Origin of the sequence: Jeotgalibacillus malaysiensis, from assembly GCF_044789845.1 — a bacterium.
Classification (GTDB): domain Bacteria; phylum Bacillota; class Bacilli; order Bacillales; family Jeotgalibacillaceae; genus Jeotgalibacillus; species Jeotgalibacillus malaysiensis_A.
This window is the reverse complement of the sequence record NZ_CP085252.1, coordinates 2203002-2225257: the sequence shown is the minus strand read 5'-3', so window position 1 is coordinate 2225257 and position 22256 is coordinate 2203002. Positions and strand designations below refer to the sequence as shown.

General features: G+C 42.0%; 21 protein-coding genes and 1 other annotated feature. Of the genes, 20 read left to right on the top strand and 1 reads right to left on the bottom strand.

What is annotated here, in order from left to right; translation table 11 throughout:
* Positions 1-12 precede the first annotated feature (12 nt).
* Positions 13-1308 carry a glutamate-1-semialdehyde 2,1-aminomutase gene (gene hemL, locus LG330_RS12020; protein ID WP_404404151.1) on the top strand — a complete coding sequence of 432 codons (1296 nt, stop codon included), beginning with the start codon at positions 13-15 and terminating at the stop codon, positions 1306-1308.
* Between the two features lie 95 nt (positions 1309-1403).
* Complete coding sequence (locus LG330_RS12015) at positions 1404-2309, top strand: hypothetical protein (RefSeq protein ID WP_404404149.1); 906 nt, start codon at positions 1404-1406, stop codon at positions 2307-2309.
* On the opposite strand, the gene LG330_RS12010 is transcribed toward LG330_RS12015, so the two are convergent.
* Positions 2291-2485: a hypothetical protein gene (locus LG330_RS12010; RefSeq protein ID WP_404404147.1), complete on the bottom strand. Its 195-nt coding sequence runs from the start codon at positions 2483-2485 to the stop codon at positions 2291-2293. The two genes, LG330_RS12015 and LG330_RS12010, sit on opposite strands and share 19 nt — an antisense overlap.
* A 102-nt stretch (positions 2486-2587) precedes the next feature.
* Positions 2588-2811 (top strand) — a binding site (T-box leader).
* A gap of 66 nt (positions 2812-2877) precedes the next feature.
* Here LG330_RS12010 and LG330_RS12005 point away from each other — a divergent pair.
* From LG330_RS12005 to mreD, 18 genes are all read left to right on the top strand, one after another.
* The gene (locus LG330_RS12005) at positions 2878-5517 is read left to right on the top strand and encodes a valine--tRNA ligase (protein ID WP_404404145.1); all 2640 of its coding nucleotides are present in this window, start codon (positions 2878-2880) and stop codon (positions 5515-5517) included.
* A gap of 54 nt (positions 5518-5571) precedes the next feature.
* Positions 5572-6843: a bifunctional folylpolyglutamate synthase/dihydrofolate synthase gene (locus tag LG330_RS12000; RefSeq protein WP_404404143.1), complete on the top strand. Its 1272-nt coding sequence runs from the start codon at positions 5572-5574 to the stop codon at positions 6841-6843.
* 102 nt (positions 6844-6945) lie between these two features.
* Positions 6946-8655: a sensor domain-containing diguanylate cyclase gene (locus LG330_RS11995; RefSeq protein ID WP_404404141.1), complete on the top strand. Its 1710-nt coding sequence runs from the start codon at positions 6946-6948 to the stop codon at positions 8653-8655.
* Between the two features lie 195 nt (positions 8656-8850).
* Complete coding sequence (locus LG330_RS11990; protein ID WP_404404139.1) at positions 8851-10137, top strand: VanW family protein; 1287 nt, start codon at positions 8851-8853, stop codon at positions 10135-10137.
* A 66-nt stretch (positions 10138-10203) separates the two neighbouring features.
* Positions 10204-11817, top strand: coding sequence for a GspE/PulE family protein (locus LG330_RS11985; protein ID WP_404409582.1), 1614 nt, complete (start codon positions 10204-10206; stop codon positions 11815-11817).
* Positions 11818-11827: 10 nt separating this feature from the next.
* Entirely contained in the window at positions 11828-12874 is a 1047-nt protein-coding gene (locus LG330_RS11980; protein ID WP_404404137.1) for a type IV pilus twitching motility protein PilT, read from the top strand.
* Entirely contained in the window at positions 12871-14076 is a 1206-nt protein-coding gene (locus LG330_RS11975; RefSeq protein ID WP_404404135.1) for a type II secretion system F family protein, read from the top strand. The genes LG330_RS11980 and LG330_RS11975 overlap by 4 nt, the downstream gene beginning before the upstream one ends.
* An 86-nt stretch (positions 14077-14162) precedes the next feature.
* The gene (locus LG330_RS11970) at positions 14163-14561 is read left to right on the top strand and encodes a prepilin-type N-terminal cleavage/methylation domain-containing protein (RefSeq protein ID WP_404404133.1); all 399 of its coding nucleotides are present in this window, start codon (positions 14163-14165) and stop codon (positions 14559-14561) included.
* Positions 14562-14609: 48 nt separating this feature from the next.
* Complete coding sequence (pilM, locus tag LG330_RS11965) at positions 14610-15605, top strand: type IV pilus biogenesis protein PilM (protein WP_404404131.1); 996 nt, start codon at positions 14610-14612, stop codon at positions 15603-15605.
* Complete coding sequence (locus tag LG330_RS11960) at positions 15606-16154, top strand: PilN domain-containing protein (RefSeq protein WP_404404129.1); 549 nt, start codon at positions 15606-15608, stop codon at positions 16152-16154.
* Positions 16141-16779 carry a hypothetical protein gene (locus tag LG330_RS11955; protein WP_404404127.1) on the top strand — a complete coding sequence of 213 codons (639 nt, stop codon included), beginning with the start codon at positions 16141-16143 and terminating at the stop codon, positions 16777-16779. The genes LG330_RS11960 and LG330_RS11955 overlap by 14 nt, the downstream gene beginning before the upstream one ends.
* Positions 16780-16797: 18 nt before the next feature.
* Positions 16798-17553, top strand: coding sequence for a prepilin peptidase (locus LG330_RS11950; protein WP_404404125.1), 756 nt, complete (start codon positions 16798-16800; stop codon positions 17551-17553).
* Positions 17554-17662: 109 nt separating this feature from the next.
* Positions 17663-18334 carry an SPOR domain-containing protein gene (locus tag LG330_RS11945; protein ID WP_404404123.1) on the top strand — a complete coding sequence of 224 codons (672 nt, stop codon included), beginning with the start codon at positions 17663-17665 and terminating at the stop codon, positions 18332-18334.
* 95 nt (positions 18335-18429) lie between these two features.
* Entirely contained in the window at positions 18430-18996 is a 567-nt protein-coding gene (locus tag LG330_RS11940) for a Maf family protein (RefSeq protein ID WP_404404121.1), read from the top strand.
* A gap of 11 nt (positions 18997-19007) precedes the next feature.
* Positions 19008-19703, top strand: coding sequence for a DNA repair protein RadC (gene radC, locus LG330_RS11935; protein ID WP_404404119.1), 696 nt, complete (start codon positions 19008-19010; stop codon positions 19701-19703).
* A 96-nt stretch (positions 19704-19799) separates the two neighbouring features.
* A complete protein-coding gene (locus tag LG330_RS11930) occupies positions 19800-20801 on the top strand; it encodes a rod shape-determining protein (protein ID WP_404404117.1) in 1002 nt (333 codons plus the stop codon).
* A 32-nt stretch (positions 20802-20833) separates the two neighbouring features.
* The gene (gene mreC / locus LG330_RS11925) at positions 20834-21709 is read left to right on the top strand and encodes a rod shape-determining protein MreC (RefSeq protein WP_404404115.1); all 876 of its coding nucleotides are present in this window, start codon (positions 20834-20836) and stop codon (positions 21707-21709) included.
* Positions 21706-22224, top strand: coding sequence for a rod shape-determining protein MreD (gene mreD, locus LG330_RS11920; protein WP_404404113.1), 519 nt, complete (start codon positions 21706-21708; stop codon positions 22222-22224). The genes mreC and mreD overlap by 4 nt, the downstream gene beginning before the upstream one ends.
* Positions 22225-22256: the final 32 nt, after the last annotated feature.

The following is a 22256-nucleotide window of genomic DNA, read 5'->3' as shown; positions in this document are numbered from 1 at the left end:
AGGAGCGGTAGCATGCGTTCATATGAAAAGTCTCAGGAAGCATTTAAAACAGCATCAGAATTAATGCCAGGTGGGGTAAACAGCCCCGTCCGCGCATTTAAATCCGTTAACATGGATCCGATCTTTGTGGAAAAAGGTAAAGGGTCAAAAATCTATGATATTGACGGAAATGAATATATCGACTACGTACTGTCATGGGGACCGTTAATTCTTGGTCATGCCGATGATCATGTAATTGAAGAAATCAAAAGAACTGCAGAGAGCGGTACAAGCTTCGGAGCACCAAGCCTTGCTGAAAATAAGCTGGCGGAACTAGTCATTGAACGTGTACCGTCTATTGAAAAAGTAAGAATGGTTTCTTCAGGTACAGAAGCAACGATGAGTGCACTCAGACTTGCCAGAGGGTTTACAGGCCGCGATAAAATCGTAAAATTTGAAGGCTGCTATCATGGACACGGTGACAGTCTTCTGATTAAAGCGGGTTCCGGTGTTGCGACACTTGGCTTGCCTGACTCTCCGGGAGTCCCGGCAAGCGTGGCGCAAAACACCATTACAGTTCCTTATAATGATTTCGAATCCATTCAGTATGTATTTAAGGAATATGGAAGTGAAATCGCCGGGGTTATTGTTGAGCCGGTTGCAGGTAACATGGGGGTCGTGCCTCCGGTTGAAGGCTTCCTTGAAGAGTTAAGAACGTTAACTTCTGACCACGGTGCACTGCTGATATTCGATGAAGTCATGACAGGTTTCCGCGTAGGGTATAACTGTGCGCAGGGGCACCTTGGTGTAACACCTGACCTTACCTGCCTGGGTAAAGTAATCGGGGGCGGTCTTCCGGTAGGTGCTTTTGGCGGGCGTAAAGATATTATGGAATTCATTGCGCCGGCAGGGCCGATTTATCAGGCTGGAACTTTATCAGGAAACCCGCTTGCAATGGCTGCGGGATATGCAACACTGTCACAGCTGACTGAAGAAAGCTATAATCACTTTATTCAGGCTGGTGACAAATTACAGGCAGGCTTCACTGAGCTTGCTGAAAAGTACAATATTCCTCATTCAGTTAATCGTGCAGGATCAATGCTCGGTTTCTTCTTCACAAATGAAAAAGTAACCGACTTTGAAAAAGCAAAAACGTCAGATCTTAACATGTTCGGAGAATTTTATAGACTGATGGCTGAAAATGGTGTATTCCTTCCACCATCACAATTTGAAGGCTGGTTCCTCTCAACTGTTCATAGTGATGAGGATCTTGAAAAAACATTAAAAGCTGTTGAAGCATCATTCAAAGAAATTTCATCAAAGCGATAAATCTTAACCAGCCTGGATTAAATTCAGGCTGGTTTTTATCATAACGGGTTCCTTGTGATCATAAATTATAAAAGACTGATTATGAGGAGGCCGTGATGACGAAAAATACGATTTATCAATTACAGGAAAATATCGTGTTTAAAGGGGATCAGGTACTGAGTGAATTACGTTCTCTTTCGTTTGAACCGAGTGTATCGATTACTGAGCACGCTGATCAGGTGGTAGTGGAAGGTACGCTCCATCTGGCTGGAGAAGGCAGTTATGAGCCGGTGACTGATCAACTGCGTGCACTGCAGGATACGGAGGTACAGGAATCCGTAGTGATGGAGGATCTTATCTATTTTGAACATCACTTCCCGCTGTCTATCTCCATTTCTTCTGCAAGAGTAGATAGAAAACAGGATGTTGAGGTGTACATTGATCATGTGGACTATGAAATACCAGAGAGCGGTAGGCTGAATGTTACTGCTGATATTATGATTGAAGGTATTACAGAGCCCAAGCCTGTAAAAGCTGAAGAAGAGCCGAGGGTGCTGCCTAATCCCCTGGAAGAGTGGGAAGGGATTGCTGAACCAGAAGCGGAAATTGAACATGCGATTACAGAAGAATCTGAAGGTGCTGAGCCGGCTCTGGAAATTCCTGAAGACACTCCTGAAGAAATTGAGACGCTGCCTGAACCGGATATTGAAGAATTTACTGAAGAAGTCAGGGTTGAAGTTGAAGATGAAATAGAAGTTGAAGGTGAAGATGAAGAAGAGCAGGAAGAGAAGAAAGAGAAGAAAGGTGAAGATACTTTCACACGTTTTATTAAGTCCTTAGAAGAAGAGCGGACAGTCATAAAAATACATATCGCTCAGCAGGATGAAACACCAGAAACGGTCGCAGAGCGATATGGAGTTCCGATGCTCCAGCTGATGAAAGTGAACCAGTTTGAATCGAGACGTCCGTTTAACAGAGGTGAGCTGATCAGAATACCAGCGGCTCAAATCCATTCAAAATAAAGAACACATGCAATACCTACTAGGAATCCAAGAATCAGTACATCAAGTGTTGATGGAAGCAGCAGTAACCGGATTGTCTGAAAGATACAAAGCGGGACGATGATGTTCTGAAGTGTACATCGGCATTTTCTCCACCATGGCGGTTTAGGCTTTGGAAACATTTTTTTCCCCATCATTGACTCCTCTCCTGAAACTTTATTAGCTATCTTATGCAGGAAGAGGTTTTTTGCGATTTTTATTGACTAAACAGCAGCATTTTGATTATGATAGAGCATATATATGATGCCTTGAACAGGAGTAGTATGCAGATTTTCGTTCTTCAGAGAAGAAATTCATTTGGTGAGAGAATTTCCAGAATTGATCCTGCAGAAGTCGCCTGTGAGCAGTACCGGTGAACATTTCAGTAGCCTGTGCCGGTTAGAAGCCGTTATCTTAATTGAGTGCACAGAGATCAGTCTGTGTAAAAAGGTGGTACCGCGAATCAAATCCCTTCGTCCTTTTATGGCGAACGGGATTTTTTTGTTGTGAAAAAGCTGCTGACTATTACTTTAAATATGGAGGTTTTAATATGAATGAGACATCGATGCCGACAAAGTATGATCCAAAGGCGATAGAAGAGGGCCGCTATGAGTGGTGGCTGAAGGAGAAAGTATTTGAAGCAAGAAGTGATGAAAGTAAGGACCCCTTTACAATTGTGATCCCGCCTCCTAACGTAACAGGGAAATTGCATCTTGGACATGCCTGGGATACAGCGCTTCAGGATATTTTGACAAGAATGAAGCGGATGCAGGGCTATGATGTTCTATGGCTTCCTGGTATGGACCATGCAGGAATCGCAACGCAGGCAAAAGTTGATCAGAAGCTTCGTGAACAGGGAAAATCCCGCTATGAGCTTGGACGTGAAGCATTCCTTGAAGAGTCATGGAAGTGGAAAGAAGAATATGCTGAGCATATCCGTGCACAATGGTCTAAGCTTGGTCTAGGCCTTGATTACAGCAGAGAAAGATTCACGCTTGATGAGGGTCTGTCAAAAGCTGTTCAAAAAGTATTTATTGATCTTTATAATAAAGGGTTAATTTACCGCGGTGAGTATATTATCAACTGGGATCCTGCAACAAAAACTGCCCTTTCAGATATTGAAGTCATTCACAAAGACGTGCAGGGTGCTTTCTATCATATGAGATATCCCCTGACTGATGGCAGCGGTCATATTGAGATTGCGACGACGCGTCCTGAAACAATGCTTGGTGATACCGCAATAGCTGTCCATCCGGAAGATGACCGCTACAAGCACCTGATCGGCAAAACAGTGAAGCTTCCGATTGTAGGGCGTGAGATTGAGATTGTTGCTGATGATTATGTTGATATGGAATTCGGATCAGGTGCTGTAAAAATTACGCCTGCACACGACCCTAACGACTTTGAAATCGGTAACCGCCACAACCTTGAGCGCGTACTTGTGATGAATGAAGACGGTTCAATGAATGACAATGCCGGGAAATATAAAGGCATGGACCGTTTTGAGTGCCGTAAGCAGATCGTAAAAGACCTGCAGGAAGCTGGCGTGTTATTTGAGATTGAAGAGCACCTGCACTCAGTAGGACACTCTGAAAGAAGCGGTGCGGTCGTTGAGCCTTATCTTTCAACTCAGTGGTTCGTTAAAATGGAGCCTCTGGCTAAGCAGGCAATGGATATTCAGGAGACTGAAGGAAAAGTAAACTTTGTACCAAACCGTTTTGAAAATACGTATATGAGATGGATGGAAAATATAAGAGACTGGTGTATTTCAAGACAGCTCTGGTGGGGTCACAGAATTCCTGCATGGTATCACAAGGATACAGGTGAACTTTATGTAGGTGAAGAATCGCCTGAGGATATTGAAAACTGGAATCAGGATGAAGACGTGCTTGATACATGGTTCTCATCTGCACTATGGCCATTTTCTACAATGGGCTGGCCGGACGGGGAATCTGCAGATTTCAAGCGTTACTACCCGACATCAGCGCTTGTAACCGGTTATGATATCATCGCATTCTGGGTATCACGAATGATCTTCCAGGGTGTTGAATTTACAGGGCAGCGTCCATTCAAAGATGTATTAATACACGGACTTGTAAGGGATGCAGAAGGACGTAAAATGTCAAAATCTCTTGGTAACGGTATTGACCCGATGGATGTGATTGAAGAGTATGGTGCAGACTCACTTCGTTATGTACTGACAACCGGTTCATCACCTGGTCAGGACCTCCGTTTCTCAATGGAGAGAGTGGAATCAATCTGGAACTTCGCCAATAAGATCTGGAACGCATCAAGATTTGCTTTAATGAATATGGATGGACTCACATTTGAAGAAATTGATCTGACAGGTAAAAAGTCAGTCGCTGATAAGTGGATTCTGACGCGTCTGAATGACACAATTGAGAATGTAACGAGCCTTGCTGACCGCTATGAATTCGGAGAAGTTGGCCGTACACTTTATAACTTTATCTGGGATGATTTCTGCAGCTGGTATATTGAAATGGCGAAACTGCCGCTGAATGGTGAAGACGAGGAAGCGAAAAAGACAACGCGTTCAATTCTAGCACATGTGCTCGATCAGACAATGCGTCTGCTTCATCCGTTTATGCCATTTATCACAGAAGAGATCTGGCAAAACCTTCCACATGAAGGGAAATCAATTACAGAAGCTACATGGCCGATTGTAAATGAAAATCACATCGACCGTGAAGCGGATGAAGAGATGAAGCTGCTTATTGAAGTGATCCGTTCAGTAAGAAATATTCGTGCTGAAGTGAACACACCGATGAGTAAAAAAGTTAATCTGATGATCCGCGCAGCAAATGATCAGACAGCAGAGCGCTTAACGAAAAACGAAGCGTATATCGAAAAGTTCTGTAACCCTGAAAAACTTGAAATCGGTACAGACGTGAAAGCGCCTGAAAAAGCAATGTCTGCTGTTGTAACGAATGCAGAACTGTTCCTGCCTTTAGAAGGACTGATCAATGTCGATGAAGAAATTGCCCGTCTTGTAAAAGAGCTGGATAAATGGACAAAAGAGGTTGATCGCGTAGAGAAAAAGCTTAGCAACGAACGTTTTGTAAGTAAAGCGCCCGAAGCAGTCGTAGAAGAAGAACGTGCGAAGCAGAAAGATTATCTGTCGAAACAGGAAGCTGTGAAGACACGAATTGAAGAACTGCGCACCGTATAAAAGTTCGAGCGGATAGACATCACTGTCTGTCCGCTTTTTTAAGGAGTGACTACATTGATACAGAATTTTGAAGAAGCAGTGAACTGGATTCATGGCAGATTAAGGCTTGGTATCAAGCCTGGTCTTGAGCGTATGGAATGGATGATGGAGCGGCTTGGACGTCCTCATCAGAAAATAAAAGCAGTACATATTGGTGGGACAAATGGCAAGGGCTCAACGCTCAGCTTTTTAAGAAACGTGCTGCAGGAGGAAGGCTATTCAGTCGGAAGTTTTACCTCTCCTTATTTTGAAGTCTTTAATGAGAGGATTTCTGTCAACGGGAAACCGGCTCCTGAAGAAGAATGGACAGCGTTAGTCAATAAAATTAAGCCGCTCGCAGATGAACTTGAGCAGCACGAGCTCGGTGGCCCAACGGAATTTGAAGTCATCACTGCGATGATGTTTTATTATTTCGGTGAAATGAATAAGGTGGACTTTGTACTGATAGAAGTAGGACTAGGGGGCAGGTTTGATTCTACTAACATCATTGAACCGGTCTGCAGCTGCATTACATCCATCGGACTGGATCATGTCAGTATACTTGGGAATTCATATGAAGAAATCGCATTTGAAAAAGCAGGAATTATTAAAAAATGCACGCCGCTCGTTTTAAACGTAAAGCATGCTGGTGCCAGAGAAGTGATTTTATCGCAGGCTGAAAAAATGAATGCACCTGTATTTGAATTCGGAAAGCAGTTTCAAATTGAGCAAATTGCATCTGAACAGGCAGGGGAGCAGTTTATTTATGATGGAGAACTGCATTTAAAGACCGCTATGAGTGGCTTACATCAGGTGGAAAATGCATCACTTGCAGTCACCATGGCTAAAATGATTGATCATGAAATTTCCAGCCGTTCTATTAAGTCGGGGCTTGAAAAAACCTTCTGGCCGGGACGGTTTGAAACGATCAGTGAAAAGCCGCTTGTGATTATGGATGGTGCACATAACCCTGAAGGTATTGAAATGATGATGAAAACTGTTCGTCAGAAATACAGTACGAGAAAGATTCATTTTGTCTTTGCAGCTGTTTCTGATAAAGATCTGACGCAAATGATCAGCCAGCTGGATCAGCACGCAGATCGGATCACGTTTACATCCTTCGATTTTCCGAGGGCATCAGCTGCAGCTGACCTTTATAAAATCAGCTGTCATCCGCATAAAAAGGCAGTTGAAGGAACTGAGTGGCTTGAGAGTTTAACACCCGATCAGCACACAGTTCATATGATCACAGGATCTTTGTACTTTTTATCAGGGGTTTACAGACAATTGAAAAACCAACTTAATTAATAGAAAATTTCCATTTGTTAAAAACTTTGTGACGATCAACAAATTATTTGGTATGATAAAAGTAATTGTGACTATTATCATAAAAAAGCGTGGTGAGGTAAGATGAAAGATGTGGATAAATCTGTAAAGTGGGTATTGTGGCTTATGTGGCTGGCCGTATTCCCCACAGGGTTATACATTGCCCATCAGATTAGTCCGGCTACTGATGTAGATTGGAGAATTGCGATCAGCTTAATCGGACTGGCGGTGATTTCAGCTTACCTCCCATTTAAAGTGGATCATTCAACGATATTTATTATTCACTGGATCAATCTAGCTGCCTTTTTAACGTATGGGCTATTTTTTGAAATGCTCCTTATGCAGATTGTGCTGATTCCTGTATTAATTAGAGCGAAAATCACGCTGAAAACCTTATACCGTTTTCCGCTTAATTCCGCAATGTTTATGTTAATCAGCTTACTGGCAGGATTCGTATTTTATCAAATGAATATCGATATAGCAGCAGGCTTTGGACCACTTGTAGCAGCTTCAGCTGTGTATATATTTATTCATATTTTTGCTAACCATATTTATCTGTATACATTTAACTGGCTGATTGGAAACCGTAATGCATTCTTCAGCAGTGACACAAAGCTGGATTACGCTGCTACTATGCTCAGTATGCCTTTTGGACTTGCTCTCTATTACCTGCTGCAGCTGTTAGGTCCTTCTGCTACATTGCTGCTTGGTATCCCGTTTCTTGCAGTTACAATGATCTTAAGACTTTATAATACATCCGAGCGGGTGAATACAGACCTTGCAAAATCGGCTAAGATCGGTCATCAGCTTGCAGAGCGTCTGAATGTAAGTGAAGTATTGGATCTGTTTATAAATAAACTTGCAGATCTTATGCCACTTGATTATATGTATTTATTAGATGTGCACACTAGCAGAGATGAACTGGTTCTGCTGCGTAGAATTGAAAACGGGCAAATTGAACCGAATAACCTGTCCCCAGTCAGAAAAGGGGAAGGGATTACAGGTAAAGTGTGGGAAACCGGTGAAGCCTTATTATTCAATAAAAAATCCGAATGGGTGGAAGAGGTTGAGGGGTACATTCCGTCAGATATCGAAAGTATTATCTGTGTACCGATCCAGCGGAATAAAAGAACGGTTGCTGTTCTCCTGGCTGCATCTAAAAAGAAAAATGCATTTGGGACCCATCTGATCGCGATTCTTGAGATTCTTTGTTCCTACCTGGCAATTGCTATGCAAAACGCGAGAAACTATCAGCGTAACGTAAAAAGAAGTGAGCGCTGCGCATTAACCGGACTATACAATTTCAGATACTTCAATGAGCACCTCGAAAAAGAGTTTGACAGGCTGCAAAAAGGTCACATGAATGCACTCTCACTCATTCTGCTGGACATCGACCACTTCAAGAAGGTAAATGACACATATGGTCATGAAAGTGGAAACGATCTATTAAAGGAGCTCGCAGGAATATTAATTGAAACGGCAGGCCGCGATGCCTTAATTGCAAGGTATGGTGGAGAGGAATTTGTCCTTCTGCTGAGTGATAAAACAAAAGAAGAAGCGCAAATCATTGGAGAAAAAATCAGGTATACAGTTGAAAATTGTATTTTCGAAATCCAGCATGACCTGAGTAAAAACAGGGAAATGTCGCAAATCAGTATGACTGTCAGTATCGGAGTGGCTTCATCTCCTCAGGATACCGATTCCTCAAAAAATCTGTTAAGAAATGCTGATAGAGCGCTTTATATTGGCGCAAAGCAAAAAGGTAGGAATAAAGTAGCAGTATACGCGAAGTGAGCATTTTGTGAAAAAATGCTCACTTCGCGTATGAAGAACTACACACTGTTTGTTGTTCTGTCGTATTAATCAATCTATACTGATAAAGTGATGTTTGTGTAAAGACATATAAGTCTTTTTATTTACATATTACGTTTTAATTTATTTTTTTAGGATAAAATACATAGGTGGCGTAAGCAGAAAGGAGTGGGATGGATGTCAAGTAAAATAGTAAAATCTTTAATGATCATGATCCCGGTGGTGCTTCTTTTCTTTGGCTCTATTATCACTTTTACTGATCGCTCTGCAGCTACAGATAAGGGATTTACAATTGAGAGAGACGACTTGAAAGAAATGAAGCTGGAAACAGCAAATGCGATTGCAGAATGGAAGAGCGGGGACCCAATCACTGTCAGTTATCCGGACGGCACATTTGACATACCACGTACATATTTTGATTTTGATTTAGAACAAAGCTATCAGTCTTTAGAAGAAGCTTTACATACACCATGGTTTGCCTTCTGGGAGCGGAATGAACTTATCACTTTCTCATTGACAGCTGACTTGGACGAAGAATACCTGGCATCATATGCTGATGTCCTGGATACAGAAAACACAAAACAGAACCTGATCATACTTGCTGAACGGCTTGTCTATGATGATGTGAATACTGCTTCACCTGAGCAGTCAGGGTTACATGATCCGGTTATGGTTCAAATGACCACGGGTTACGCTGCTGAAGCAGCTGATCTATTATCCTCATTTGTAATTGATGCTAACAGTGAATTTTCCTTTAACAATATGTTCTTTAATGACAATGAAGAAGGATTAATTGCTGTCTCAGCGCTTTATCAGTTATTCCTTCAAACGGATACAGTAATTACTGAACGACATGCGGCAATGCGTCCACCAGACTATACTAGAACGGGTTTTGAAGCGTTTGTAAGCCTTAAAGACAGTAAAGATTTTAAAGTTTTTAATCAATCAGACTTTCAAATAAACATTGAAGCCAGTGCAGCTGGCAATGAGCTCTCAGTTACACTAACATCTGCTAATAAAGAACGTTACGGTGTTGAGCGGGTGCAAAGTAATATTGTAAAACCAAGAACGATCAGACGTTATTCAAATCTTTTAGCACCAGGAGAAGAGTTGCGGATTCAGGAAGGTTCTGACGGTTTCCAAGTCGAGATTTATCAGACACAGCTCTCAGCTTCTGGAGAAGTAACCGAAGATTTACTTGTAACCAGAGATTTTTATCCGCCTGTGCCCGCGATCATTGAAGTTTCTTCACTAGCCCCGGTACAGAGTGAGTCCTCTGGCGCGAACGTTCAGGATGATACAGAGGCAGTTGAATCTGATGACGACAATTCTGAAGAAACGACTACTGTGAACGAGGATACAAATGAAAATGTTGAAGCTAGTTCAGATCAAACAAATCAGCCAGATGTGAAGCAGAAGCTGCAGAATTCCATTGAAAGAAAAGAAGAAAATAACCCGAAATAATTGAGGTGTTCCGCGTTGAGTTCAGTTAACAGAAAAAGACTTGGGGATTTACTCGTAGAATCAGACATGGTGTCCTCATTTGAACTTGAAGATGCGCTGATTGGTAAAAGTGAAAATGAGAAACTCGGTGATTACCTGATTAATAAAGGAATCATTACTGAAAGACAGCTGATTGAAGTACTGGAATTCCAGCTTGGCATTCCTCATGTGGATCTATCAAGGTTCAGCATTGATTCGGAACTTATCCAATTGGTACCTGCAGAGCTCGCAAAAAGTAATCTCATTATCCCATTAAAAAAAGAGCGCAATAAACTGACTGCAGCGATGGCTGATCCAATGGATTACTTCGCCATTGAGGAGCTTCGAATGGCGACCGGCTGTCAGATTGAACCGAGTATTGCCACAAAAGAACAGCTGTCAAAATATGTGAATCAGTATTTTGAAATGCAATCATCGATGGATGAAGCGCTGATGGATGTTACCGGAAAACAATCTGATACTGATGAAGACCTGACTAATGTAGATTCCCCCATGGTACGGCTTGTAAATCAGATAATCTCATCAGCTTTATCTCAAAAAGCGAGCGATATTCATTTTGATCCTCACGCAACTGAAATGTCAGTCAGGTTTCGTATTGATGGCATCATCCGGAAAGACCGTTCCCTGCCAAAGAATATGCAAAATGTTGTGCTTGCCAGATTGAAAATCATGGGAAACCTGAATATTACAGAAACAAGAGTACCGCAGGATGGACGGATCAAAACAGTTATAAATCATAAGCCGGTTGATATCAGAATTTCCTCACTTCCAACTGTATATGGAGAAAAAATGGTGTTAAGGCTTCATGATTTATCAAATAAGCTGACTGCCCTGAAAAACCTGAACTTTTCAGAGCCTAACCTGAACAGTTTTATGAGGATGATTCAAAATCCAAACGGGATCATTTTAATCACAGGACCTACAGGTTCAGGGAAATCCTCTACACTATACGCTGCATTAAATGAGTTAAATGAAGAAGCGGTCAATATCCTCACAGTGGAAGACCCGGTAGAGTATCAGATGCAGGGGATCAATCAGATTCAAGTGAATGAAGAGGTCGGCTTAACATTTGCGAAAGGGTTAAGAAGTATTTTAAGACAAGATCCTGACATTGTCATGATCGGTGAAATTCGTGATCAGGAAACAGCTGAAATTGCCATTCGTGCTTCTCTGACAGGACACCTAGTATTAAGCACACTGCATACGAACAGTGCCCCTGAAACAATTACACGCCTTGCTGATATGGGGATTGAACCTTTTTTGATCGCTTCATCACTAACAGGTGTTATTGCACAGCGGCTGGTCAGAAAAATCTGCAGAGACTGCAAAACCGAATACGAACCAGACCAGTCGGAAGCTGAACTGTTAAAATCATTCGGCATTCAAACGATGTTACTCGCAAAAGGGAATGGGTGCCCATCGTGTGATCACACAGGATATAAAGGGAGAATGGCAATTCACGAAGTGCTCAGTGTGGATGAAGGCTTAAAAGAACTGATTGTCAGCCGGGCAGGCACATCAAACATAAAACAATATATGCAAGAGCATTCAGCTTTCCTTCATGAAGACGGACTTAAAAAAGCGGCAATGGGTCAGACTACGATCAAAGAAATCCTCAGAGTATCTACATTGTCACAGTGAGGTGAGAAAAATGGAACAGTACGATATAAATGAGCTTTTGTTAAAAGCACACGGAATGAGAGCATCAGATCTTCACCTGACTGTAGCTTCAACACCAATCTGCCGTATTGATGGCGTGCTGCAGCAGCTTGGCGAAGAAAAGTTCGTGCCGAAAGAGCTGATGAGAATCGCTACAGAAATGATTCCAGATCATCGTCTGGATGAATTTTTACAAAAAGGTGAGATTGACTTCAGTTACAGTCTTCCTGATGTTTCAAGATTCAGAGTTAATGCTTATCATCAACGGAACTCTGTTGCTATTGCAATCCGTGTCATCACAAATGTCATTCCTGCATTCAGCGATTTAAATCTTCCGCAGGTAATCCCTGATTTATGTAAGAAATCTCAGGGTCTTATTCTTGTAACCGGTCCAACTGGTTCCGGGAAATCCACTACACTCGCTGCAATGATTGATCATATTAACAGAGAACAGTCAAAACATATTATCACACTTGAAGATCCAATTGAGTACCTTCACCAGCACAGAAGATCAATGGTGAATCAGCGAGAAGTCGGGCTTGATACAAGAAGCTTTGCAAACGGCCTGCGTTCAGCTTTACGACAGGATCCGGATATTATTCTGGTAGGTGAGATGCGGGACCTTGAGACAATTTCGACTGCCATTACCGCTGCAGAAACAGGGCATCTGGTCCTCGCGACTCTGCACACGAGTGGAGCCTCTCAGACAATTGACCGGATCGTTGATGTGTTTGAACCACATCAGCAGGGTCAGATCAGAACGCAGCTGGCATCTGTTCTACAGGCAGTTATCTCCCAAAGACTTTTTACAGCTGCAGATGGTTCCGGGAGGGTTGCAGCTACTGAAGTACTCATAAATCTCCCATCAGTCGCCAATCTGATCAGAAGTGAGAAAACACATCAAATACCTAACGTACTTCAGACAGGAAGAGCTTCAGGCATGCATACATTACAGGTGTCAGTTCAGCAGCTGCTTCAGTCCGGAAAAGTGAAGTATGAAGACGTTCAGCAGCATCTCCAGACCGGTGAATTTACATGACCATCTATAAATACACCGGCCGTACGTCAAAAGGGATATTGAAAAAAGGAACCATAGATTCAATATCTGAAAGACAGGCGATCGCCAAGCTGCGTGAAGACGGAATCAGCATACGTGAGATCTCGCAATCGAACAATCTTCTTCATAAAGAAATTTATCTGAAGCCACAGGTCAGCCATAAGGATTTTGTTGTTTTTTGCAGACAATTTTCAACATTAATCAAAGCCGGTATACCAATCGTTGATTCAACAGGAATCCTCTCCTCTCAGGTTTCCGGGAAACAGCTTCAAAAAACACTGCTCATGGTCAAAGAAGATATCCAGACCGGTACCTCTTTATCAGATGCAGTCGGAAGGTACCCGAAAATCTTTCCTGCTATTTTCATCAATATGATTAAAGCAGGTGAGGCATCAGGGCGTCTTGATGAAACGCTTGAACGACTCGCTGATTATTTTGAAAAGCAGTATAACCTGAGAAAAAAAGTCCAGTCAGCACTCGCTTATCCCATCATGCTGACGGTTCTGACATTTGCTGTGGTGGTCTTTCTTATGACAACCATTGTTCCAAGATTTACAGAAATGTTTGCACAAATGAATGCAGAACTGCCTGCCCTGACTAAAGGCGTACTTTCAATGAGCGAATTTATTCAATCATTCTGGTGGCTGATCTTTTTGCTGCTGGGAGGAGTTGGTATCGGGTTTTATATCGCTCTAAAACGAAGCAGTTCATTCCGCTATTCATTTTCGGTGATGTGGCTAAAAATCCCGATTTTCGGTTCTCTGCTCCAAAAATCCTTGATTGCCAGAATGACGCGGACCCTCTCTTCACTGTTTGCAAGTTCTGTTCCAATTCTGCAGGCGATCGCAATCGTGCAACGCGTAATGGATCACCCGGCAATGGAAAAAGTACTGACAGAAGCCAGAGTAAATCTGCAAACCGGTGGAACACTGTCAGAGCCGTTAGAAAAAAGCTGGATATTCCCACCGATGGTTTATCAGATGACAGCAATCGGCGAAAAGAGTGGAACACTCGATATGATGCTTGAAAATATTGCGGAATTCTATGAAGCAGAGGTTGAGAGAACAGTAGATACCTTGAAATCACTGATTGAGCCAATCATGATCGTAATTCTGGCAGCTGTCGTCGGTGTAATCGTGCTCGCCATCATGGTTCCACTATTTACGCTATATGATCAATTTTAAAAAACCATTGTAAGGAGGTGAACCTGCTTCAACAGGATTAGGGGCTAACATCTAACATCCAAAACAATATTCGGGGGTATATGATAATGAAAAAAATTAAAAATCTATTAAATCAAAAAGGTTTAACACTGGTAGAATTATTAGCAGTTTTAGTGATAATCGCAATTATTGCTGCGATTGCAGTGCCGATTGTAAACAATATTATCAGTGATTCAGATGATCGTGCTGAAGCAGCCGAAGCATTAAATATCATTAGTTCTGCTAAGCTGGCTGAGTTGTCAAGCGATCTTGATTGTTCTACTGCAGATGCATGTACACAAGATACTCTTTCAGATTATATCCAAAGTTCAGTAAGTGATTTCACTCTCTCTAGATCTGGGGATGTTTGGAGTATTACTGGTCATCCGGTAAATTCAATTAGTGACATTACTGCAACACCGGTTACTGAGGAAGTAATAGAAACTTATCTGGATACAACTAACTAAAACATAGAAATACTATATTTAGCATTTATTAAAAAGGAGCGCAGCCAAATGAACATATTTCCATCCAAAAAAACAGTGAACATCATGATCCAGGACTACGTCATCAGAATGGCTGCCTCCGCTAAAGGAACAAATTCACTCACCCTGCGGGAAGAACCTCTTCCTGCAGGCATGATTGAAGAAGGTCATATTGTAGATGAACAACAGTTTTTTGAACTCATGAAAGAGTTAGTTGAATCGTGGGAATTGAAGAAATCACGTGTTCAGTTTTTTGTGCCGGACTCTTCAGTGTTAATGAAGCCGGTGATGATTCCATCGCATTTAAAACCTGACGCAGTGAATGCATATTTTATGATGGAAACAGGGCAGTCACTGCATTTCCCTTTTGAAGATCCTTTAATAGATGTAATCAGACTGGACCATTTAACAAAATCGAGAACGGGTCAGGTTGAAACACCAGGAATCCTGTTTGCTTCTCCTCAGGAGTATGTAATTGCTTATGCTAATGCTTTTGAGGATGTGAAGATGAAGCCTGTCACAGCGGAAGTAAGGTCGCTTGCGATTCACCGTTTTTTAAATAGCCTGCAGCTTCTGAAGAAAGAAAAAACGTACCTGATCAGTGAATGGTCTATTAATATGGTGAATATTTCAATTTTTTCAGAAAATGTGATTGATTTTATGCGCTATCAGCCGATTGAAACCACCTTGTCAGACTGGAAGCCTGAAAGGGATGGGGAAGAGATACATTTTTCTTTTTATGGAGATCAGAATCTTTATGATCAGCAGCTTGAAGACAGAATTGCGGAGATTGAAAGGCTAATGAATTTCTACCAATTCTCATTACATAAAGGTGAAAAAGAAATCAATGAAATTATTCTTACAGGAGATAATCCTTATATAAAAGAAATCGGTCAAAAGCTTACAGATTACTACAATCTGCCGGTAACAGTTGTAAATGAAGCATTTCTGGAAAGTGACCATCATGGGGTAAAAGGGAAATACACAGCGCTGATGGGCTTGTTCCAAAAGGGGGCAGAGCGGTAAATGAATCATGATATCAACCTGCTGCCGCAAAAAGACCCATTTTTAACTAAAGGGAAACTATTGTTCATTATAACTGGTACGATCTGGTTACTGCTTAGCATATGGCTTGTGGTCATGTACTTTTCACAGACTGCCGAAAATCAGGAGCTTGTACTGGAACAGACAAGACTTCAGACTGAGCTTGCATATTTAGAACAACCGGAAATCATTGTGGAGGATGGGTATGATGAAGCGCTGCAAAGAGCTGAGTCTATGGCGTCGGACATTTCTCCTTATCTTGATGAATTAGTCCGCTTATTGCCGGATAATGCTTACTTAGTCAGCTTTGATCTTACAGAGTCAGGATTACATAGCAGTATTCAGTTTGAAACGATCAATGATGGTGCAGCTTATACGTCAAGATTGTATCAGTCAGAGATGTTTGAGCTGGCGGAAGTGGACAGAGTTGAGACTGAGTTTCCGAATGATGAGAGCGATTTTGTAGAAATACCGAGATATATATTCTCGTTTCAGTTTATGACAGGGGGACAGCAGGATGGAACTGACTAAAAGGCAGGCAACGGTTATACTATTAATCTTTTTACTGTTTGTTCAGCTGCTCGTCTTTTATCTGTTTTTTGTCAGACCTGCTGCAGCTAAAAATGAGGCATTGACTGCCAGAACAGAACTTCTTGAGAGTGAAGTGATTATCGCAGAAGCTGAAAGTAATACTGATCCTGTTCAAGAGGATTCGCCGCGCGTGATTCAGGAAGATAAGCTCCCTTTAACGAAAGCGGAAGATCAGGTGTTACTGGCAATGCAATCTGCAGAGCTTGTCAGCGGTACACAAATCGATATTGTGGGGTTTGGTGATGAAGCAGAAGTAGCACCGCTGAATTCGGATGAAGAGCTTCTGGAGGAAGAGGAGCAGGAAACGGAGCCTTTAACAGAACCAGGAGAAGGTCTTCAGTCAGTTACATTCACAGCAGAGGTCAGTTCACCTGACTTTAGCAGTCTTCAGTTATTTATTAAAGAAATGGAACGCCTTGAAAGGGTAATAAATTTTGAAGGACTGGAGTTTGAACAGCTGACTGATGAAGAACGTTTATTGTCAGATCAGGATGACACAATCGTACTTCAGCTTACAGCAACAGCCTATTATTATCACGAAGTCAATGAAAGTGTTACAGAATAAACAAACAGGAGCATTGTAATGACAATTTTACTGACAGCCTATTTTGTAATAGCGGGTATGCTGCTCGCTTCTTTTTTTAATGTCGTCGGATTAAGAAGTCCTGCCGGACAATCTATTGTATATCCCGGTTCAGCCTGTCCGCAGTGTAAAAAAAGTCTGACCTGGAAAGAGCTGATTCCTGTATTTTCTTTTCTCATTCAACGGGGGAAGTGCAGAAATTGTGGAAAAGTGATTTCACCGGTTTATCCAATGATAGAAGCGTTGGGAGGATTATTTTTCGGACTGGCATATATTTATTTCGGTTTTACCATGGAATTAATCGTCGCTCTTATATTAATCTCCCTTCTTCTTATTATCAGCGTATCGGATATAGCCTATATGCTGATCCCCGATAAAATTCTACTGTTTTTTCTCTTTCTACTTATTCCTCTAAGAGTGATTGAACCGCTAACCCCCTGGTGGGACGCACCACTTGGCGCAGCAAGCGGATTTATTCTTTTGCTCCTGATCGCGATCATGTCGAGAGGCGGCATGGGTGGTGGAGATATTAAACTCTATGCGGTGATTGGACTGGTGCTGGGCTTTAAATTGACGCTGCTGTCATTTTTCATTGCGACGTTTATCGGAACGGCAGCAGGACTTTATGCAATTTACGTTAAAAAGAAATCCAGAAAAGATCCTGTTCCATTTGGTCCGTCAATCGCAGCAGGTACAATGATCGCTTATTTCTGGGGAGCGGAGATCATCTCCACCTATACAGATTTCTTTTTCTGACCGTAAAATCCATGTCGGAATCTCACGTGAACAAGACGACAATTGTCTTGTTCTTTTTTTTGTTTCACGTGCTAGTCTCAATATATGAAATAGAGAAGGAGCTGCTTAAATGAAACAGGAACCGGCCTCGAAAAACAAAGATGGAACGATTATTCAATTTCCTTCTTTTGAGAACAGGAAGAAAACGAAAGGATTAATTTTATTTCCTGTTTTATCAGGTATTCTATGTGCTGCTGTATTTGGACTGATTTTGAATATACTGTTGGAAACACCTGATCAGCAGCCGCTGCTTGCTGAACCGCCTGAAGAGACAAGCTTGTTTGAATCTGAAGCTTTTTCTTTCTGGGTGCTTCAGGCAGGAGCGTTCAGCAGTGAAGAGGCAGCCAAAAGTTTCATTTCCGGGATGACCGCCGAGGTGCCGCACGTTCTGATTAAGCAGGATGATATGGTTCTTTTATGGATCGGGGCTGCAGGAACTGAAGATATGGCAAAATCACTGGCAGCCAGGCAGTCAGGTGACGTTTATGTCAAACAGGTCAGTGTAAACAGTTTTCAGCTCGATGTGACTGAACCAGACAAAGAATGGCTTACAGCAACGATGAGTGCCATCAATCAGAAGCTGGCTGCACCTGATACGAAATTCATGCATGCTCCTGGCGACAAATTAGAAAACAATTCCCTGCAGAACTTTCATCAGTCGATAAAAAGCGACGAAAGTGAAACAGCTTTTCTTCAGAGTCTGAGTGCCATTCTGCAGCTCGAAGGGGAAGTGCAGGATTAACCTTTCTCATTTATGTAAATCCTTACAATGATAATAGGAAGATATGCTATACTGGATCTGTCTCCCTATTATCATTTTGCTTTGAGGTGAAAAACATGGAAATCATTTTAGCTTCACAATCTCCACGTCGAAAAGAATTGATGTCCTTACTCCCATACCCTTTCAAGATACACCCTTCAGAATTTGATGAATCCACCATTACAGATCCGGATCCTGAAACAGCCGTTTTAAAAATTGCTGAGGGAAAAGCTGCTGAAGTAGCTGCTAAATTTCCTGAAACAATTGTCATTGGCAGTGACACAATTGTTTATCTGAATAAAATTCTCGGCAAACCGAAATCAGCTGAGGAAGCAGCAGAGATGCTTAGAAGTCTATCCGGCAGGACCCACACAGTGTATACAGGTGTCACACTGATGAAAGGTGAGAATGTATCTTCATTTATTGAAAAAACAGATGTAACTTTCTGGCCGCTTTCAGATAAAGAAATCAGCAGTTATATTTCAACTGATGATCCTTACGACAAGGCAGGAGCATATGGTATTCAGTCCGGAGGTGCCCTTTTTGTCAAAGAGATCAAAGGTGATTATTATGCTGTTGTCGGTCTACCGGCAGCCCGCCTGAAAAGAGAGCTCCAAAGCTTTCTCAGCTGTTTTCAGCCCTAAGGAGGAAAACAATGCTGATTCCACAGAAAACGTTAATGATCAGAGATTACCATGATGAGGATAAGCCCCGCGAACGCTTTATTAACCAGGGGCCTCAAAGCTTATCCAACCAGGAGCTGATCGCAATATTACTCCGCACGGGCTCGAAAGAAGAGTCCGTCATTAACCTCTCAAATAAATTGCTTCAGGAATTTAACGGATTGAGGTCTTTAAAAGAAGCCTCCTTTGATGAATTGACAGCCATTAAAGGGATTGGACATGCAAAAGCTGTTCAGGTACTCGCTGCTGTTGAAGTCGGCAGAAGGATTGCCAATATTACTTTTGAAGACAGGTTCACAATTCGTTCACCTGAAGACGGGGCAACTTTTCTCATGAATGAAATGCGCTTTTTGACTCAAGAGCATTTTGTTGCACTTTACCTCAATACGAAAAATCAGATCATCCACCAGCAGACAATTTTTATCGGCTCGCTGAATTCCTCAATCGTGCATCCCAGAGAGGTTTTTAAGGAAGCCTTCAAGCGGTCTGCAGCCTCAATCATCTGCGCGCACAACCACCCAAGTGGAGACCCTTCCCCTTCAAAAGAAGACATTGATGTAACCAGGAGATTAGTAGAATGTGGAAAGATGATAGGGATCGAAGTGCTGGATCATTTAATCATTGGTGAGAAGAAGTATGTAAGTTTGAAGGAAAAAGGGTATATGTAACGTTGTTAAATGGTATGTGTGTGAGCTATAATTAAAGCTATGGTTTTTGACCGGCCTATAAAGGGCTATTAGCGGAATGAGAAAGGGAGATACTCCATGTTTGGAACGAAAGATATAGGAATTGATTTAGGTACAGCGAACACACTTGTTTACATAAAAGGTAAGGGGATCGTTGTCAGAGAACCTTCAGTGGTAGCGCTAAGACAAGATACTAGAGATATTGTAGCAGTAGGAAATGAAGCTAGAAACATGATCGGCAGAACACCTGGTAACATCGTAGCTCTGCGCCCGATGAAAGATGGTGTCATTGCTGACTTTGAAACAACTTCAACAATGATGAAATATTATATGAATCAGGCACTGAAAAGCGGTGCATTTACTAGAAAACCTTACGTAATGGTATGTGTGCCATCAGGTATTACGTCTGTAGAAAAGCGTGCAGTAATCGATGCAGCGAGACAGGCAGGTGCTAAAGACGCATTTCCAATCGAAGAGCCGTTTGCAGCTGCAATCGGTGCCGGTCTTCCAGTTTGGGAACCAACGGGAAGTATGGTCGTAGATATAGGTGGAGGTACAACAGAAGTAGCTGTGATTTCACTTGGAGGTATCGTGACGAGCGAGTCTATTCGTGTGGCTGGCGATGAAATGGATGACGCGATCGTTTCCTACATTAGAAAACAATATAACCTGATGATTGGTGAGCGTACGGCTGAAGCGATTAAAATGGAAATCGGATCAGCGGTTGCATCTGAAAACGATGTAAAAATGGAAATCCGTGGCCGTGATTTGCTGACAGGACTGCCAAAAACAATTGAAATTACGCAGCAGGAAATCCAGAAGGCTTTAGCTGATACAATTTCTACGATTATTGAATCAGTAAAAAGCACGCTTGAGCATACACCACCTGAGCTTTCAGCTGACATTATGGACCGCGGAATCGTCCTGACAGGTGGAGGGGCATTACTTAAGGGACTTGATCAGCTGATGACACAAGAAACATCAATGCCAGTTCATATTGCTGAAGAACCACTGGATTGTGTTGCAATCGGCACAGGAAAAGCACTGGATAATATCGACTACTTTAAGAAACAGAAGTAACAAGGAAAACAGTTAATTGGGGTGTGCAGAAAATGCCTTCTTTTTTTAGAAATAAAAGGCTGATTGTGCTGCTCGTCAGTATTATACTGCTTGTTGCACTAATTGGTTTTTCACTGAGGGAAAGGGAAAACATCTCTCTTCCTGAGCAATTTGTAAAAGATATAGTGGGATTCGGACAGAATATTGCCTCAAAGCCTGCCGGGTTTGTCGGTGGCGGTATTGAAAGTGTGCAGGATCTGCTGAATACTTACAGTGAAAATAAAAAGTTAAAATCAAGGCTGGAAGAGCTTGCTTTACTTCAGACACAGGTCACTGATCTTGAACGTGATAATGAAGAGTTAAGAGCCCAGACGAATGTTGAAGGGAATATTCGTGATTACAATACGACAAATGCTACAGTGATCGCGAGAAACCCGGATCAATGGCAGGATACGATCATTATTGATAAAGGACAGGTAAACGGTCTTGAAGCAAACATGGCGGTCCAGACAGCAGGCGGTATGATCGGCAGAGTAAAAGACACCGGACAGTTTACATCAACGGTGGAATTACTTAGCGCCAGAAATTCCAATAACCGCGTTTCTGCTTTAATCCAGACGGAAGAATCAAATGTTTATGGGTTAGTAGAAGGATTTGATCCTGAAAGAGAAGAATTAATGGTAAGGAAAATACCTTTCGATGTTGAAGTAGAAGAAGGTTCAAGTGTCATCACGTCAGGTCTTGGCGGAGTATTCCCGCGCGGCCTTCTGATTGGGGAAGTAACAGAAGTATCATCTGATGAATATGGTTTGACCCAGACAGCTTATGTAAAGCCTGCTGCCAAGCTTTCTGATATAGAGCATGTACTGGTACTTGAACGTCTGGCTGCAGGTGCCGATGAGATAGAAACAGGGGAGGAAGAAGAATGAACCGGTTTCTTCTTCCGCTTCTCGGCATTGTAATCTTCTACAGTGAAAGTATCTTCGCGACCTTTTCACCCGTGGAAGTGGCAGGTGACGCAAGACTGTTAGTACCCCGCTTTCTGGTCGTGTTTTTATTATTTTTAAGCTTTTATTACAGCAGAAATTCAGCTTATATTTATGCGTTTGTATTAGGATTTTTATACGACGTATTTTTTACAGGCATTATGGGAATTTACATGTTCTTATTCCCGCTGTTAATCTATATTTCTGCGCTGATCCTGAGATTGATTTTTCAGAATATCGCAATCAGCAGTCTGATTACATTGATCATGATCGCTTTACTTGAATGGCTGGTTTATCAGTTTAATCTGCTGATCGGTATTACGGACATGAATATACAGACGTTTTTGGATCAAAGGTTATACTCTACACTGATTTTTAATGCAATCTTTATTTTAATTGCAGCTTATCCTTTAAAGGTCTGGATGTCAGCGATGAAATTCAGGTATCTGGAGGATTAATACGCTACGGTTTGGGGTGAATCATGTGGGTG